General features: G+C 57.7%; 14 protein-coding genes. 5 read left to right on the top strand and 9 right to left on the bottom strand.

Going from position 1 to position 15,706, the window contains the following annotated elements; all coding sequences use genetic code 11:
* Positions 1–5 precede the first annotated feature (5 nt).
* Genes sdhA through sdhC form a run of 3 tightly spaced genes read right to left on the bottom strand, consistent with a single transcriptional unit; the run spans position 6 to position 2,518 of the window.
* The gene (gene sdhA / locus AD668_RS08170; protein WP_053156807.1) at positions 6–1,778 is read right to left on the bottom strand and encodes a succinate dehydrogenase flavoprotein subunit; all 1,773 of its coding nucleotides are present in this window, start codon (positions 1,776–1,778) and stop codon (positions 6–8) included.
* Between the two features lie 3 nt (positions 1,779–1,781).
* Complete coding sequence (gene sdhD / locus AD668_RS08165) at positions 1,782–2,150, bottom strand: succinate dehydrogenase, hydrophobic membrane anchor protein (RefSeq protein WP_053156804.1); 369 nt, start codon at positions 2,148–2,150, stop codon at positions 1,782–1,784.
* Positions 2,144–2,518: a succinate dehydrogenase, cytochrome b556 subunit gene (gene sdhC, locus AD668_RS08160; RefSeq protein WP_032829628.1), complete on the bottom strand. Its 375-nt coding sequence runs from the start codon at positions 2,516–2,518 to the stop codon at positions 2,144–2,146. Before sdhC ends, sdhD begins: the two co-directional genes overlap by 7 nt.
* A gap of 364 nt (positions 2,519–2,882) precedes the next feature.
* Between sdhC and gltA the strand changes: the two genes are divergently transcribed.
* A complete protein-coding gene (gltA, locus tag AD668_RS08155; protein ID WP_053156800.1) occupies positions 2,883–4,172 on the top strand; it encodes a citrate synthase in 1,290 nt (429 codons plus the stop codon).
* Positions 4,173–5,308: 1,136 nt separating this feature from the next.
* Here gltA and AD668_RS08150 read toward each other — a convergent pair.
* The 3 genes from AD668_RS08150 to AD668_RS08140 form a co-directional block, all read right to left on the bottom strand.
* A complete protein-coding gene (locus tag AD668_RS08150) occupies positions 5,309–6,967 on the bottom strand; it encodes a cation acetate symporter (protein WP_053156796.1) in 1,659 nt (552 codons plus the stop codon).
* The gene (locus tag AD668_RS08145) at positions 6,964–7,275 is read right to left on the bottom strand and encodes a DUF485 domain-containing protein (protein WP_053156791.1); all 312 of its coding nucleotides are present in this window, start codon (positions 7,273–7,275) and stop codon (positions 6,964–6,966) included. The genes AD668_RS08150 and AD668_RS08145 overlap by 4 nt, the downstream gene beginning before the upstream one ends.
* 284 nt (positions 7,276–7,559) lie before the next feature.
* Positions 7,560–8,411: a glycine betaine ABC transporter substrate-binding protein gene (locus AD668_RS08140; RefSeq protein WP_053156789.1), complete on the bottom strand. Its 852-nt coding sequence runs from the start codon at positions 8,409–8,411 to the stop codon at positions 7,560–7,562.
* A 287-nt stretch (positions 8,412–8,698) separates the two neighbouring features.
* On the opposite strand from AD668_RS08140, the gene AD668_RS08130 reads away from it, so the two are divergent.
* The gene (locus AD668_RS08130; protein ID WP_053156786.1) at positions 8,699–10,294 is read left to right on the top strand and encodes a beta (1-6) glucans synthase; all 1,596 of its coding nucleotides are present in this window, start codon (positions 8,699–8,701) and stop codon (positions 10,292–10,294) included.
* 126 nt (positions 10,295–10,420) lie between these two features.
* Here the strand turns inward: AD668_RS08130 and AD668_RS08125 are convergent, their stop codons facing one another.
* Positions 10,421–10,789: a hypothetical protein gene (locus tag AD668_RS08125; protein ID WP_053156783.1), complete on the bottom strand. Its 369-nt coding sequence runs from the start codon at positions 10,787–10,789 to the stop codon at positions 10,421–10,423.
* 226 nt (positions 10,790–11,015) lie between these two features.
* Here AD668_RS08125 and AD668_RS08120 point away from each other — a divergent pair, with 226 nt between their 5' ends.
* Positions 11,016–12,314, top strand: coding sequence for a serine/threonine protein kinase (locus AD668_RS08120; RefSeq protein ID WP_053156778.1), 1,299 nt, complete (start codon positions 11,016–11,018; stop codon positions 12,312–12,314).
* On the top strand, positions 12,307–13,095 hold the full coding sequence (locus AD668_RS08115) for a VacJ family lipoprotein (RefSeq protein WP_053156775.1): 789 nt from the start codon (positions 12,307–12,309) through the stop codon (positions 13,093–13,095). Before AD668_RS08120 ends, AD668_RS08115 begins: the two co-directional genes overlap by 8 nt.
* A gap of 134 nt (positions 13,096–13,229) precedes the next feature.
* Here the strand turns inward: AD668_RS08115 and AD668_RS08110 are convergent, their stop codons facing one another.
* The gene (locus AD668_RS08110; protein WP_053156772.1) at positions 13,230–14,144 is read right to left on the bottom strand and encodes a DUF808 domain-containing protein; all 915 of its coding nucleotides are present in this window, start codon (positions 14,142–14,144) and stop codon (positions 13,230–13,232) included.
* A 134-nt stretch (positions 14,145–14,278) separates the two neighbouring features.
* Here AD668_RS08110 and AD668_RS08105 point away from each other — a divergent pair, with 134 nt between their 5' ends.
* Positions 14,279–14,884, top strand: a complete 606-nt coding sequence (locus AD668_RS08105; protein ID WP_053156767.1) for a TetR/AcrR family transcriptional regulator — start codon at positions 14,279–14,281, stop codon at positions 14,882–14,884.
* A 135-nt stretch (positions 14,885–15,019) separates the two neighbouring features.
* Here the strand turns inward: AD668_RS08105 and AD668_RS08100 are convergent, their stop codons facing one another.
* The gene (locus tag AD668_RS08100; RefSeq protein WP_053156764.1) at positions 15,020–15,460 is read right to left on the bottom strand and encodes a heme-binding protein; all 441 of its coding nucleotides are present in this window, start codon (positions 15,458–15,460) and stop codon (positions 15,020–15,022) included.
* Positions 15,461–15,706: the final 246 nt, after the last annotated feature.

The following is a 15,706-nucleotide window of genomic DNA, read 5'->3' as shown; positions in this document are numbered from 1 at the left end:
CACCCTTAATAAGTCCGAATCTTAGGTTCAAAAGTCGGAACAGTCTTCGGCGAGAAGTTCACAGCACGCTTGGTCACGCGCTTGTCACCCGGGAAGTACAGGGTGTGGCACAGCCAGTTTTCGTCGTCACGGTCTTCGAAGTCTTCACGGGCGTGAGCACCGCGGGACTCTTTACGTACTTCTGCAGCGATGGCGGTAGCTTCTGCCACTTCCAGCAGGTTCTGCAGCTCAAGCGCTTCGATACGTGCAGTGTTGAACGCCTGCGACTTATCGTTGATCTTGACGTTGGCGATGCGCTTGCGCAGGTCAGCCAGCTGGGCAATACCCTTCTGCATGTATTCGCCGGTACGGAATACACCGAAGTAGTTCTGCATGCAGTTCTGCAGCTCGCGACGCAGGGTAGCCACGTCTTCGCCTTCAGTACGGCTGTTCAGTGCGTTCAGGCGCGACAGGGCAGCTTCGATATCGGCTTCGGTAGCGTCGTCGTATTCGATGCCGTCGGTCAGTGCTTTTTCCAGGTGCAGGCCGGCAGCGCGGCCGAACACCACCAGGTCGAGCAACGAGTTGCCGCCCAGACGGTTGGCACCGTGAACCGATACGCAAGCCACTTCACCCACTGCGAACAGACCCGGGATGATGGTGTCAACGCCTTCGGCGTCCTGTGTGATCGCCTGACCATGAATGTTGGTGGCAACGCCGCCCATCATATAGTGGCAGGTCGGAACAACCGGAACCGGCGCAACAACCGGGTCAACGTGCGCGAAAGTCTTCGACAGTTCGCAGATGCCTGGCAGACGGCTATGCAGCACTTCCTCGCCCAGGTGGTCGAGTTTGAGCATTACGTGGTCGCCATTCGGACCGCAACCGTTGCCGGCGATGATTTCTTTAACCATCGAACGAGCAACCACGTCACGACCGGCAAGGTCTTTGGCGTTCGGAGCATAACGCTCCATGAAACGCTCGCCGTGCTTGTTGATCAGGTATCCACCTTCACCACGGCAACCTTCGGTGACCAGTACACCGGCGCCGGCGATGCCGGTCGGGTGGAACTGCCACATTTCGATGTCTTGCACCGGAACGCCAGCACGCAGTGCCATACCAACGCCGTCACCGGTGTTGATCAGGGCGTTGGTGGTCGAAGCGTAGATACGACCTGCACCGCCGGTAGCCAGTACGGTGGCCTTGGCACGGATGTAGGTGGTTTCGCCGGTTTCGATGCAGATGGCGATCACGCCGACGAACTCGCCTTCGCCGTTCTTCACCAGATCGACAGCGTAGTACTCGTTCAGGAACACGGTACCGGCTTTCAGGTTGCCCTGATAAAGGGTGTGCAGCAGAGCGTGACCGGTACGGTCGGACGCAGCGCAGGTACGCGCAGCCTGGCCGCCTTTACCGTAGTCCTTGGACTGACCACCGAATGGACGCTGGTAGATACGACCTTGCTCGGTACGCGAGAACGGCATACCCATGTGATCCAGCTCGTAAACAGCAGCCGGGCCTTCCTGACACATGTATTCGATAGCGTCCTGGTCACCGATGTAGTCGGAACCCTTGACGGTATCGTACATGTGCCAGCGCCAGTCATCGTTCGGGTCAGCGGACGCGATGGCACAGGTGATGCCGCCCTGGGCGGAAACAGTGTGCGAACGGGTCGGGAAAACCTTGGTGATCACGGCAGTCTTGTGACCGCCCTGTGCCAGTTGCAGCGCTGCGCGCATGCCGGCACCGCCACCACCAATAATGATGGCGTCGAAAGAAATCGTTGGAATGTTAGCCATGAATCAGATACCCCAGAGAATCTGCACGCCCCAGACGAAGTAAGCGAACATCGCAACGCCGCAGACTGCCTGGAAAAGGAAACGTATAGCCGTCGCGGACTTGCCGAACGCCATTGGCGTCAGGTAGTCGGTCGCGATGGTCCACATGCCGACCCAGGCGTGAGCGCCGAGGGCAACAAGGGCCAGGAGGCTGAAGATACGCATTCCGTTATGGGCGAACAGTTCATGCCACTGGGCGTAATCGATGCCAGGGTTGGCCGCGATGTATCCGATCAGGAAGATGAAGTAAGCCGCGAGAACGACCGCAGACACACGTTGCGCCATCCAGTCATAGAGGCCCGAACGCGAGAGGTTCGTGACGTTAGTTACCATATCCAAACTCCTGCCAGAACGATTACCACCACGGAAACGGCGATAACGATTTTCGAGCCCAGCTTGCCGCCTTCCAGCGTCTCACCGATGCCCATGTCCATGATCAAATGGCGCACACCGGCTACCAGATGATAAAGCAGAGCGGACAGGATGCCCCATGTCACTAGCTTGGCTAGCGGACTGGTCAGACACGCTTTCACCTGACCGAAGCCTTCCTCAGAGCTCAGCGACTTGTCCAATGCATAAAGCATGATGGCAAGGCACACGAAGAGGATGACACCGGAAATACGGTGAAGGATGGACGTGTAAGCAGTGACTGGGAGTTTGATGGTCCTTAGGTCTAGGTTTACAGGTCGTTGGCTTTTCACGGCTTTTTTTTCACACTGAAGAGCCCCTAACAATCAGGGCAAAGTTGTTGGGGAGTGCACTGGTCAGGTAACCACCACCCAGGGATGCGACCCCCAATGAAAGCAAGCCCAAAAGCCCTTGGCGGTCGGTGGCCGAGTATAGACAGTTAGGCTACTAATGACAACGCGTTCACCTTCCCCTAATAGCTGATTGCACAAGTTGGATAAAAGGCGTAAATGGCAGTCAATTTCGAGGAAAAAGTACGGTTAAAGCCTTTAGCAGCAAGACTTTAGGCAAATTGACATTCAAATTTATCTCACTATAGTGGTGCGGGCCCTGCGTGGGGGGTCTGTCTGATGATTTCAAGCATAAATAGGAGGCCACATGGCTGACAAAAAAGCGCAGTTGATCATCGAGGGCGCAGCCCCCGTCGAGCTGCCCATTTTAACCGGCACCGTTGGTCCCGATGTTATCGATGTTCGGGGTCTGACGGCCACGGGCCGCTTCACCTTTGACCCAGGCTTCATGTCGACCGCTTCTTGCGAGTCGAAGATCACCTATATTGACGGTGACAATGGCATTTTGTTGCATCGCGGCTATCCGATCGAGCAGTTGGCTGAAAAGTCGGACTACCTGGAAACCTGCTATCTGCTGCTCAACGGCGAACTGCCGACCGCAGAACAGAAGGCCCAGTTCGTCAGCACCGTGAAGAACCACACCATGGTTCACGAGCAGCTGAAGACTTTCTTCAACGGCTTCCGTCGCGACGCTCACCCGATGGCCGTAATGTGCGGCGTAGTCGGCGCCCTCTCGGCGTTCTACCACGACTCCCTGGACATCAATAACCCGCAGCATCGCGAAATTTCCGCGATCCGCCTGGTTGCCAAGATGCCTACCCTGGCAGCGATGGTTTACAAGTACTCCATGGGCCAACCCATGATGTACCCGCGCAACGACCTGTCGTACGCGGAAAACTTCCTGCACATGATGTTCAACACCCCGTGCGAGATCAAACCGATCAGCCCGGTACTCGCCAAGGCCATGGACCGGATCTTCATCCTCCACGCCGACCACGAGCAGAACGCTTCGACCTCCACCGTACGTCTGGCTGGCTCTTCGGGCGCCAACCCGTTCGCCTGTATCGCCGCCGGTATCGCTGCACTGTGGGGCCCTGCCCATGGCGGCGCCAACGAAGCCGTACTGACCATGCTCGATGAAATCGGCGATGTTTCGAACATCGACAAGTTCATTGCCAAGGCCAAGGACAAGAACGATCCGTTCAAACTGATGGGCTTCGGTCACCGCGTTTACAAAAACCGCGACCCACGCGCCACCGTGATGAAGCAGACCTGCGACGAAGTGCTGCGCGAACTGGGGATCAACAACGATCCGCAACTCGAACTGGCCATGCGCCTGGAAGAGATCGCTCTGACCGACCCGTACTTCATCGAACGCTCGCTGTACCCGAACGTCGACTTCTACTCGGGGATCATCCTCAAGGCGATCGGCATTCCAACCAGCATGTTCACCGTAATCTTCGCCCTGGCGCGGACCGTCGGCTGGATCTCCCACTGGAAAGAAATGCTCTCCAGCCCGTACAAGATCGGCCGCCCGCGCCAGCTGTACACCGGCTACGAGTCGCGTGACATCACCAAGCTGGAAGACCGTAAGTAAGATCTGTCTTGCTGTAGCGTGTTGAGTTGTACCGGAGACGGCCTCTGCTTTTTATATAAAGAGCAGGAGGCCGTTTTTGTTTGTGCGCCTTTTTCGCAATTGGTTCTTTGCTCGGGTACATATCCGTTTTTTCTGTAACGGCCACTTAGGGTTCCGCCCTTACGGCGGGTCACTTGGAAAAACGGAACGCCGCCCGGCCCCAAGTAACCAAGGGCTCTTGCCCCTGACATTCGGTGCCTCGCCGTGGCTCGGCATTCCCTCGCTCCGGTCCTGCTCCGTGGGCCCGCCGCCATCGACCATCCATGGCCGGGGGCGGCTAACCCGGCATCCATGCCGGGTTGCCCACTGCGCAGAACCTCCACTCAGCCTCACGAGGGGGCATACACCGCAACAGCATCCGAGGCGGCCTACCGGCCGGCCTGGTTCTGATGTGTACGCGCCCTCCCTGTAGGAGCTGTCGAGTGCAACGAGGCTGCGATCTTTCGACTCTGTTTTTTAAAGGCAAGATCAAAAGATCGCTGCCTTCGGCAGCTCGGAGTGATACATCCGCGAAATCTGGCCGGCAGGCAGGCCGCCATCGCTGGCAAGCCAGCTCCTACAGTTGATTGGCGTACACCCACGCTCTTCACCACTCATCAGGCCGAGCGTTAGCTCGCCTTCCGCTTTTGATCCACCCGCCCCCTCGGGAGGCTGAGTGGAGGTGTTCATCCGGGGATTGGCGCACAGCGCCGTTCGACGCAGTCGAGCTCATTGCATGTAGGTCGAAGCGAAGCCGACCGGAGGGAAATGCCCCCGGATGAATGCCGGAGCGAAGGAACGCCGAGCCTTAGCGAGGGGCCGTACGTAAGGGGCGAGACCTTTTGGTTACTTTTGGCTGGGCCGGCACTCCGGGCGTTTGCCAAAAGTGACCCGCTGTAAGAGCGAACCCATAAGCCGCCGTCACCTGAATAACGGATATGTACTCAATCAACCAAGAACCTGGTCGACCCGAAGGCCGCCATCGCTGGCAAGCCAGCTCCTACAGCAAATCGGCTACATCCACCAAATTCAGGCCGATTACCGCCCAATAAAAAATGCCCCGATCTCTCGACCGGGGCATTCCATTCAACACATCTTAAACAGTCAAACCCAAACGCTTAGTGCGAAACCGCCCCACTCGCGCCCAGGCCAGTCTGCGAACGAACAAACTGCGGGAAAAACAGCGCCCGCTCATTGTCAGCCGCCGTCGACTTGTCAGTGATCGAGAAGAACCAGATACCGACAAAGGCAATCATCATCGAGAACAGCGCCGGGTACTCATACGGGAAGATAGCCTTCTCGTGATGCAGGATCTGCACCCAGATGGTCGGACCAAGCACCATCAAACCGACCGCACTGATCAGCCCCATCCAGCCGCCGATCATCGCACCGCGAGTGGTCAGCTTTTTCCAGTACATGGAAAGCAGCAGCACCGGGAAGTTGCAGCTCGCCGCGATGGAGAATGCCAGGCCGACCATGAACGCAATGTTCTGGCTCTCGAACAGGATACCCAGACCAATTGCCAGCACCGCCAAGGCGATGGTGGTGATCTTCGAGACGCGAATCTCATCCTTCTCGTTGGCTTTGCCTTTCTTGATCACGCTGGCGTACAGGTCGTGGGACACCGCCGAAGCACCGGCCAGAGTCAGACCAGCTACCACTGCCAGAATGGTCGCGAACGCCACCGCCGAGATGAAGCCCAGGAAGATACTGCCACCGACCGCGTTGGCCAGGTGCACCGCCGCCATGTTGTTGCCGCCCAACAGCGCGCCAGCAGCATCTTTGAAGGCCGGGTTGGTGCTGACCAGCAGGATCGCGCCGAAGCCAATGATGAAGGTCAGGATGTAGAAGTAACCAATGAAACCAGTTGCATACAACACGCTCTTGCGAGCTTCTTTAGCGTCACTCACGGTGAAGAAGCGCATCAGGATGTGTGGCAGGCCAGCGGTACCGAACATCAGGGCCAGACCAAGGGAGAACGCCGAGATCGGATCTTTCACCAGGCCGCCCGGGCTCATGATCGCTTCAGCTTTGGGGTGAACCTTGATCGCTTCGGAGAACAGCATGTTGAAGTCGAAGTTAACGTGCTTCATCACCATCAGCGCCATGAACGAAGCGCCGGACAGCAGCAGGACTGCCTTGATGATCTGCACCCAGGTGGTCGCCAGCATGCCGCCGAACAACACGTACATGCACATCAGGATACCGACCAGGATCACTGCAACGTGGTAGTCGAGACCGAACAGCAGCTGAATCAGCTTGCCGGCACCCACCATTTGCGCGATCAGGTAGAACGCCACCACCACCAGCGAACCGCACGCGGACAGCGAGCGAATCTGGGTTTGGCCCAGGCGATAGGACGCCACGTCGGCAAAGGTGTACTTGCCCAGGTTCCGCAAGCGCTCGGCGATCAGGAACAGAATGATCGGCCAGCCCACCAGGAAGCCGATCGAGTAGATCAGACCGTCGTAGCCGGAGGTGAACACCAGCGCGGAAATACCCAGGAAGGATGCTGCCGACATGTAGTCACCGGCAATCGCCAGACCGTTCTGGAAACCGGTGATCTTGCCGCCAGCGGCGTAGTAGTCGGAGGCCGAGTTGTTTTTCTTGGACGCCCAGTAAGTGATGCACAAGGTTGCGCCGACGAACGCCACGAACATAAGGATCGCGGCGACGTTCAGCGGTTGTTTCTGCACGGCGCCGGTCAGGGCGTCAGCCGCCCAGGCGCCCGGTGCGAAGGCTGCGATGCTCAACAGAGCCATTAGACGCCGGATCATTGCTGAGCCTCCTTGAGAATCGCATTGTTCAGGTCGTCGAATTCGCCGTTGGCGCGTCGCACGTAAATAGCGGTCAGGACGAAGGCCGAGATAATCAGCCCGACACCGATCGGTATACCCCAGGTAATCGATGACTCAGGGCTGATTTTCGCCCCCAGCACATGCGGCCCGTAGGCAATCAAAAGGATGAATCCGGAGTAAAGCCCTAGCATGATCGCCGAAAGAATCCAGGCGAATCGTTCCCTCTTGCTAACCAGCTCCTTGAAGCGCGGGCTGTTTTGAATCGAGAGGTAAATGCTGTCGTTCATTGTTTTTATCCTCGCAGCACAGATTTAGTTGGAACGGTATCCACTCTATGCGGCTGCGGGGCAGGTTCCAGACGACCTTAGTCTTAGAACGCCATGACATATCTGCCAATTGTAGGAGCGAGCTTGCTCGCGATGAATTTGGAGGCACCGAGTTTTTCCCGGCGGCACGCGTTAACGTTCACGCCCATCGCGAGCAAGCTTGCTCCTACAGAAAAGAAAAAGGGCCACTAGGCATAGAATGCCCAGCGACCCTGGAAGAGACTGACCTGAAGCATCAACTCAGATTATTTAGTCCAATCAGCCACGCGCTCCGGGTGTTTAGCGACCCAGTCCTTCGCCGCCGCTTCAGGTTTGGCACCATCCTGAATCGCCAGCATGACTTCGCCGATTTCGTCTTTCGACGCCCACTGGAAGTGCTTCAGGAACTTGGCCACTTCCGGTGCTTTGGTTGCCAGCTCTTTGCTGCCGATGCTGTTGACGGTTTCAGCAGCGCCATACACGCCTTTCGGGTCTTCCAGGAAACGCAGTTTCCACTTGGCGAACATCCAGTGCGGCACCCAACCGGTCACGGCGATGGATTCGTTTTTCTTCTCGGCGCGAGTCAGCTCGGCAATCATGCCGGCGCCGGAACTGGCCTTGAGTTGATAACCGGTAAGGTCGTAGTCCTTGATGGCCTGTTCGGTCTTGAGCATTACGCCTGAACCGGCGTCGATACCAACGATGCGGTTCTTGAAGCTGTCGTCGGTTTTCAGATCGCCAACGGTCTTGGCCTTCACGTACTCCGGTACGATCAAACCGATTTTCGCATCTTTGAAGTTGGGGCCGTAATCGACAACCTGATCCTTGTTCTTGGTCCAGTAATCGCCGTGTGTCACTGGCAGCCACGCCGATAGCATGGCGTCGAGCTTGCCGGTCGCCACGCCTTGCCACATGATCCCGGTGGCGACGGCCTGCAGCTTCACGTCATAACCGAGCTTCTGTTTGATCACTTCGGCGGCCACGTGAGTGGTCGCAACGCTGTCGGACCAGCCGTCAACATAACCGATGCTCAGGGTCTTGCTCTCGGCATTGGCGAATGTGGAGCCAACCGCAAGTACCAGAGCGGCACTCGCGCCTAAAAGTCGTCGCATCTTCATCGTTACTTCCCCGAAAGTGCTGCGCTCGACGGGTGCCGAGCCGCGTCAACGTATAGTTATCGTGCACAGCGCCCCCATCACGCCTCACTGCAAACTCGCTCGAACATCAGCGGAGCACTGACACTCCGATCATCAACCTCGCGCCAATGACGACCTGCTCTGCCAGCGACCTCAAAGCAACGAGAAACGACATCAGAACGCCATTAACCCTGAGCACGACAAACACTCCGGCCGATCCGCCCGAACTTTGCATGTCAAAATCATGCAGGCCCCCAAGCACGCGGTAAATGCAGGTAACATGCGCCGCTTTGCTCCCACACGGTCTGACCATGTCCGCGACTCCTCGATTCCCTTTTGCTGCTTATTTTTTCGCTTGCCTGCTGGGTCTGTTCGCGCTCTGCGGCTTTTGGTACGGGCTTGGCAAACCGGTGATTTTGCCGGACGTGGCCAGCGCGACGCACAAGCTGCAGTGCGCCTCCTACACGCCATTCGATAAAGACCAATCACCGTTCGATGTGCCGTTCAATTTGCGTCCCGAGCGCATGGACGCTGACCTCGCGCTGCTGTCCAAGAGCTTCGAATGCATTCGTACCTACTCCATGACCGGCCTCGAAGCGTTGCCGGATCTGGCGCGCAAGCATGGCTTGAAGTTGATGATCGGCGCCTGGGTGAACAGCAATCCGGTGGACACGGAAAAAGAGGTCGATATGCTGATCGCCTCGGCCAACGCCAACGCCGACGTGGTGAGCGCGGTGATCGTCGGCAACGAAGCCCTGCTGCGCAAGGAAGTTACCGGACCACAACTGGCCAAGCTGATCAACAAAGTCAAAAGCCAGGTCAAACAACCCGTCACTTATGCCGACGTCTGGGAGTTCTGGCTCAAGCATCCGCAAATCGCCCCCGCCGTGGACTTCCTGACCATCCACTTGCTGCCGTACTGGGAAGATGATCCATCGAACATCGATGCCGCCCTGCAACATGTGGCCGAGGTACGCCAGGTGTTCGGCAACAAGTTCGCGCCCAAGGACGTGATGATTGGCGAAACCGGCTGGCCGAGTGAGGGCCGCCAGCGTGAAACCGCGCTGCCGAGCCGGGTTAACGAAGCCAAATTCATTCGTGGCTTTGTCACCATGGCCGAGCAGCAAGGCTGGCATTACAACCTGATCGAAGCTTTCGACCAGCCGTGGAAACGCGCCAGCGAAGGTGCAGTCGGCGGTTACTGGGGATTGTTCGATGCCGACCGCCAGGACAAAGGCGTGCTGGCCGGGCCGGTGACGAACGTGCCGTACTGGTCGCAATGGCTGGTGGTGGGTGGTTTGATTTTCATCGGCACGCTGCTGCTTGGCGGTCGGGTTCGTAGCACGCGCGCGGCTTTGATACTCCCGCTTTTCGGTGCACTCGCCGCCTGCTCGCTGGGTGCCTGGGGCGACCTGGCGCGGGTCACCACTCGCTTCAACAGTGAATGGTTGTGGGTCGGTTTGCTGACCGTGTTGAATCTGCTGATCATTGCCCATGCGGCGCTGACGCTGAGCTCACGCACCGGATGGCGTGAAAGCGCTTTCAACTTTTTGGAGCGCCACGCTGGATGGCTCGTTGCAGCTTCCGGTTTTGCGGCGGCAGTGATGATGCTCGAACTGGTGCTCGACCCGCGTTATCGCAGCTTCCCGAGTGTCGCGTTTGTCGTGCCAGCACTCGTCTACCTATGCCGCCCGGTGAGCGTGCAGCGTCGGGAGATTGCGTTGCTGACCTTCATTATCGGGGCCAGCATTGCACCGCAGTTGTTTCGTGAAGGGCTGCAGAATCAGCAGGCTTGGGGTTGGGCGTTGGTGAGTGTGTTGATGGTGGCGGCGTTGTGGCGTTGCCTGCGAGTTCGCAAGGCTTGAATTAACAGCGAAGCGTACGGCCCCATCGCGAGCAAGCTTGCTCCTACATTTGATTTTTGTCGCACGCCAATTTTGCGTTCGCTGAAGATCTACTGTAGGAGCGAGCCTGCTCGCGATGGCAATCTATCAGGCGCTACGAGACGCCCGAACCAACCGCAACCCCGCAACCACCACCGCAAACACCGCCAAGGTCGTGTTGTACAACGCCAGCGCGGGTAACCCGAACACCAGCGCCAGTACCGCCAGCCACCACCCTGCCCGCCCCGGCACAACGAAACCGATAATCGCAGCCGCCAATGCAGCCCATCCCAGGACGGCGAAGTGAATCATCAACCCCAGATTCGAACGTACCTGACATTCCCAACGGCTTGTCTCGTCAACGCAAATGCCAACCCATTGCGCATCCTCCATGAAGCCATAACGCGCGCCATAACTGGCGGCCAGCCAGACAGGCAGCAAAACAAGCAGCAGGATCACGGGCAGGCGACGGGACATGTAGCACTCCAATTGACGAAAAAACGGCGGCCAGCTTAATCGCACACAAACGATTCGCAAGCTATAACAACTGTTAACTGGTCATTCAATCGCTGCAAAGTGTATCGTCCAGCTACTATTACTTCGAAATCCGCCCTGTTTGGTGCCGATGCATGGCACTTAGGCGCAAACCCTGTGGTCATAGCCTGCGAAATTCAATCGGCACCTTCTTCTAAGGGATCTAGTCATGCTCCGTTCCTTGCGCTTCGCCGCCCTCTTTGGCGGCCTTATATTGAGTGCGTCCGCACTGGCGGTCGATATAGACGCTGCCAGTTATGGCTATCCCCTCACCAATCCGTTCGAAGCGACCATCGCCACGACACCACCGGACCTGCGTCCCGAATTGCCGCTGGACGAAGACATCGATCAGTCGACACGCAGCATCACCCTGCGCCCCGAGCGGGCGTTTGAACTGCCGGACAACTTCTGGCCAGTGAAGAGCCTCAATTACCGCATCGCCACCCAGGACCATGCCGCTCCACTGATTTTCCTGATTGCCGGCACCGGCGCACGCTATGACAGCAGCCACAACGAATACCTGAAGAAGCTCTACTACAAAGCTGGTTATCACGTGGTGCAGCTGTCTTCGCCGACCAGCTTCGATTTCATCAGCGCCGCTTCGCGCTTTGCTACACCTGGCGTCACCAAGGAAGACGCCGAGGATATGTATCGGGTGATGCAGGCCGTACGGGCACAAAACCCGAACCTGCCGGTCACCGATTACTACCTGACCGGTTACAGCCTGGGTGCTCTGGATGCCGCCTTTGTAGCGCACCTGGACGAAACCCGCCGCAGCTTCAACTTCAAGAAAGTCCTGTTGCTCAACCCGCCGGTGAACCTCTACACCTCCATCACCAACCTCGACAAGCTGGTGCAAACCGAGGTGAAGGGCATCAACAACAGCACTACCTTTTATGAGCTGGTACTGAACAAACTGACCCGCTACTTCCAGCAGAAGGGCTACATCGACCTCAACGATGCCCTGCTTTACGATTTCCAGCAGTCCAAACAGCATCTGACCAACGAACAGATGGCCATGCTGATTGGCACATCGTTTCGCTTTTCGGCTGCCGACATCGCATTTACCTCGGACCTGATCAACCGCCGCGGCCTGATCACGCCGCCCAAGTTCCCGATTACCGAAGGCACCAGCCTCACGCCGTTCCTCAAGCGTGCGCTGCAATGCGACTTCGATTGCTACATCACCGAACAGGTGATCCCTATGTGGCGCGCCCGCACCGACGGTGGCAGCCTGCTGCAACTGATTGACCAGGTCAGTTTGTATGCGCTGAAAGACTATCTGCACAACAGCCCGAAAATCGCCGTCATGCACAATGCCGATGACGTGATCCTCGGCCCGGGCGACTTGGGCTTCCTGCGCGAGACGTTTGGCAAACGCTTGACTGTTTATCCACTGGGCGGCCATTGCGGCAACCTTAATTACCGCGTCAACAGCGACGCCATGCTGGAGTTCTTCCGTGGCTAAATATCTCCTGCTTCTCGCCGCGTTACTCTGTGCAAACATCGCCAATGCCGATAACAGCAAGGCCAACGCCCCCACCGTGGTCGACAGTGACGGCTTCAAGGAACCATTGAGCAAGCTGAAGATCAACCCGGGCCTCGATCAGCGCGAATTCGAACGCTCGACGCTCAACGCGCTGAACATCTACGACCCGCTGGAAGAGTGGAACCGTCGCGTTTACCACTTCAACTATCGCTTTGACGAGTGGGTGTTCCTGCCCGTCGTCAACGGCTATCGCTATATCACTCCGAGCTTCCTGCGCACCGGCGTCAGCAACTTTTTCAACAACCTTGGCGATGTACCAAACCTGTTGAACAGCCTGCTGCAGTTCAAGGGTGAGCGCTCGATGGAAACCACTGCGCGACTGCTGCTCAACACCACCATCGGCATTGCCGGCCTGTGGGACCCGGCAACTGCCATGGGCTTGCCGCGTCAGAACGAAGACTTTGGCCAGACACTGGGCTTCTACGGTGTACCAGGCGGTGCCTACTTCGTATTACCCATCCTTGGACCGTCGAACCTGCGGGACACGGGCGGCCTGATCGTGGACTTCAGCGCGGATTCGGCGATCAACTTTCTCAACGTATCCGAAGTCAGCTCCAACCATCCGGAAGTCTGGATCCTGCGCGGCATCGACAAGCGCAACCAGACCAGCTTCCGCTACGGTCAGCTGAACTCACCGTTCGAATATGAAAAAGTGCGTTACGTGTATACGGAGTCTCGCAAGTTGCAGGTTGCCGAGTAAGTCCGGCGCCCAAAAAACAAAAACAGTGTGGGAGCGAGCCTGCTCGCGATGACGGTGTGACAGACAACCTTTTTGGTGACTGACACGCCCTCTTCGCGAGCAGGCTCACTCCCACATTTGTTATGTGATTGCTTTCAGCCTTTCAGGGCTTTCCAGATTTTGCTTGCGACCATCACACCGGCCAGCACCACTGCACCCGCGACAATACCCGCCGCCGCATTCAGCAACATCGGCACGATAAAACCTGCCCCGCCCGCCCCCGCGCTGACACTTTCAATCCAGTGATGCACCACAGGCACACCATGGGTCAGGATCCCCCCGCCGACCAGGAACATCGCGGCCGTGCCGATCACCGACAGACTTTTCATCATGTAAGGCGCTGCCCGCAGGATCGCGCCGCCGATGCTTTTCGCCATCTGTCCGGGCTTCTGCGTCAGCCACAGCCCCAGATCGTCGAGTTTGACGATGCCCGCCACCAGGCCATAGACGCCGACCGTCATGACGATTGCGATGCCCGACAGCACGATTACTTGCTGGGACAGCGGCGCATCGGCCACGGTGCCGAGGGTGATCGCAATAATTTCCGCCGAAAGAATGAAGTCGGTGCGCACGGCGCCTTTGATCTTGTCCTTCTCGAAGGCCACCAGGTCGGTGGCAGGATCGGCCACCGCCTCGACCAGCTGCGCATGCTCGGCGGCGTCCTCGGCCTTGCTGTGCAGGAATTTGTGGGCGAGCTTTTCGAAACCTTCGAAGCACAGGTAAGCGCCACCGACCATCAGCAACGGCGTGACCAGCCACGGAACGAATGCGCTGATGGCCAATGCCGACGGCACCAGGATCAGCTTATTGATGAACGACCCCTTGGCGACCGCCCAGACCACCGGGATCTCCCGTTCGGCGCGCACGCCGCTGACTTGCTGGGCATTGAGCGCCAGATCGTCGCCGAGCACCCCGGCAGTCTTCTTGGCGGCCATTTTGGTCATCAACGATACATCGTCCAGTACGGTGGCGATGTCGTCGATCAGCACCAGCAAACTGCTTCCTGCCATGGGTCAGGTTTCCTTCTTCGATAAATGCGATGCAGCATAGCGCGGCGCAACAGGCTATGGTGCATTCTTGAGCGCCGCGCGAGCCCGGTGATACCATGCGCAACCGCCAGAACAGGCAAGGAACCACCGGCTTTATGAGCACAATCCGCGAGCGCAACAAACAACTGATCCTGCGTGCCGCCAGTGAAGAATTCGCCGACAAAGGCTTCGCTGCGACCAAAACCAGCGACATCGCAGCCAAGGCGGGATTGCCCAAGCCCAACGTCTATTACTATTTCAAATCCAAGGAAAACCTCTACCGCGAGGTCCTGGAAAGTATCATCGAGCCGATTCTCCAGGCGTCCACGCCGTTCAATCCGGACGGTGTTCCCAGCGAAGTGCTCAGCGGCTACATTCGCTCGAAAATCCGCATTTCCCGCGACCTGCCTTTCGCCTCCAAGGTGTTCGCCAGCGAAATCATGCACGGCGCACCGCACCTGAGCACCGACCTCGTCGAACAGCTCAACGGCCAGGCCAAACACAATATCGAGTGTATCCAGACCTGGATCGATCGCGGGCAAATCGCCCCCATCGACCCCAACCACCTGATGTTCAGCATCTGGGCCGCGACCCAGACCTACGCTGATTTCGACTGGCAGATCACGGCTATCACTGGCAAGGCAAAGCTGGACGAAGAAGATTATGAAGCGGCGGCGCAGACGATTATTCGGTTGGTGCTCAAAGGATGTGAGCCGGATTGATCCATCGCTGTGTCTTCATCGCTAGCAGGCTAGCTCCCACACTGGATCCTTGTGAACACAAAATTTGTGTAAGACAAACATCCCCCTGTGGGAGCCAGCCTGCTGGCGATGACGGTAGATCAATCAATAAAAAACTTAAGCAACCACCCCCGCATCCGCCCGCAACCCCAACACCTCAATCGCAGTGATCGCACACTGCTCATCAACATCGGACAAATCCCCGCTGATCCCCAACGCCCCCAGCACATTGCCCGCCTGATCGCGGATCAACACCCCTCCCGGTGCCGGCACGACGCTGCCCTGCCCCAGGCTGTTCAACGCCGCGATAAACGCCGGACGTTGTTGCGCATCCAGCGCCAGCAGACGTGAACCCTTGCCCAGCGCGATCGCGCCCCAGGCTTTGCCGATGGCGACGTGCGGGCGCAGGAGGCTCGCGCCGTCTTCGCGCTGCAGGGTGATCAGATGCCCGCCGGCATCCAGTACTGCGATGGTCAAGGGTGCCGCGCAGATTGCACGCCCTGCGGTGATGGCTTCGTTGACCAGGTTGACTGCGACTTTCAAGGTTAAAGCGCTCATGGTGCCGTCCTCATTTTGTTTTTCGGAAAGCCGTTGAGCTGCGCTTTTACGTCGCAGCCCGATGCAACAAATAGAACACAATGAATTATTTTTTTGTATACAATAATTCTCGAAAAGCGCGACATGCGACGAAAAGCCACAGCAGAACGGGCTTCAGACGAATGAAACGAGCGCTTGAGAAAATGGATTGACCTGCGCCGTCCGCCGTGAATACACTCTGCGCAAAGCCACTTGTATACAATTACA

The organism is Pseudomonas sp. P1.8 (genome assembly GCF_001269805.1).
Lineage (GTDB): Bacteria > Pseudomonadota > Gammaproteobacteria > Pseudomonadales > Pseudomonadaceae > Aquipseudomonas.
This window is presented reverse-complemented; position numbering and strand designations above follow the sequence as displayed.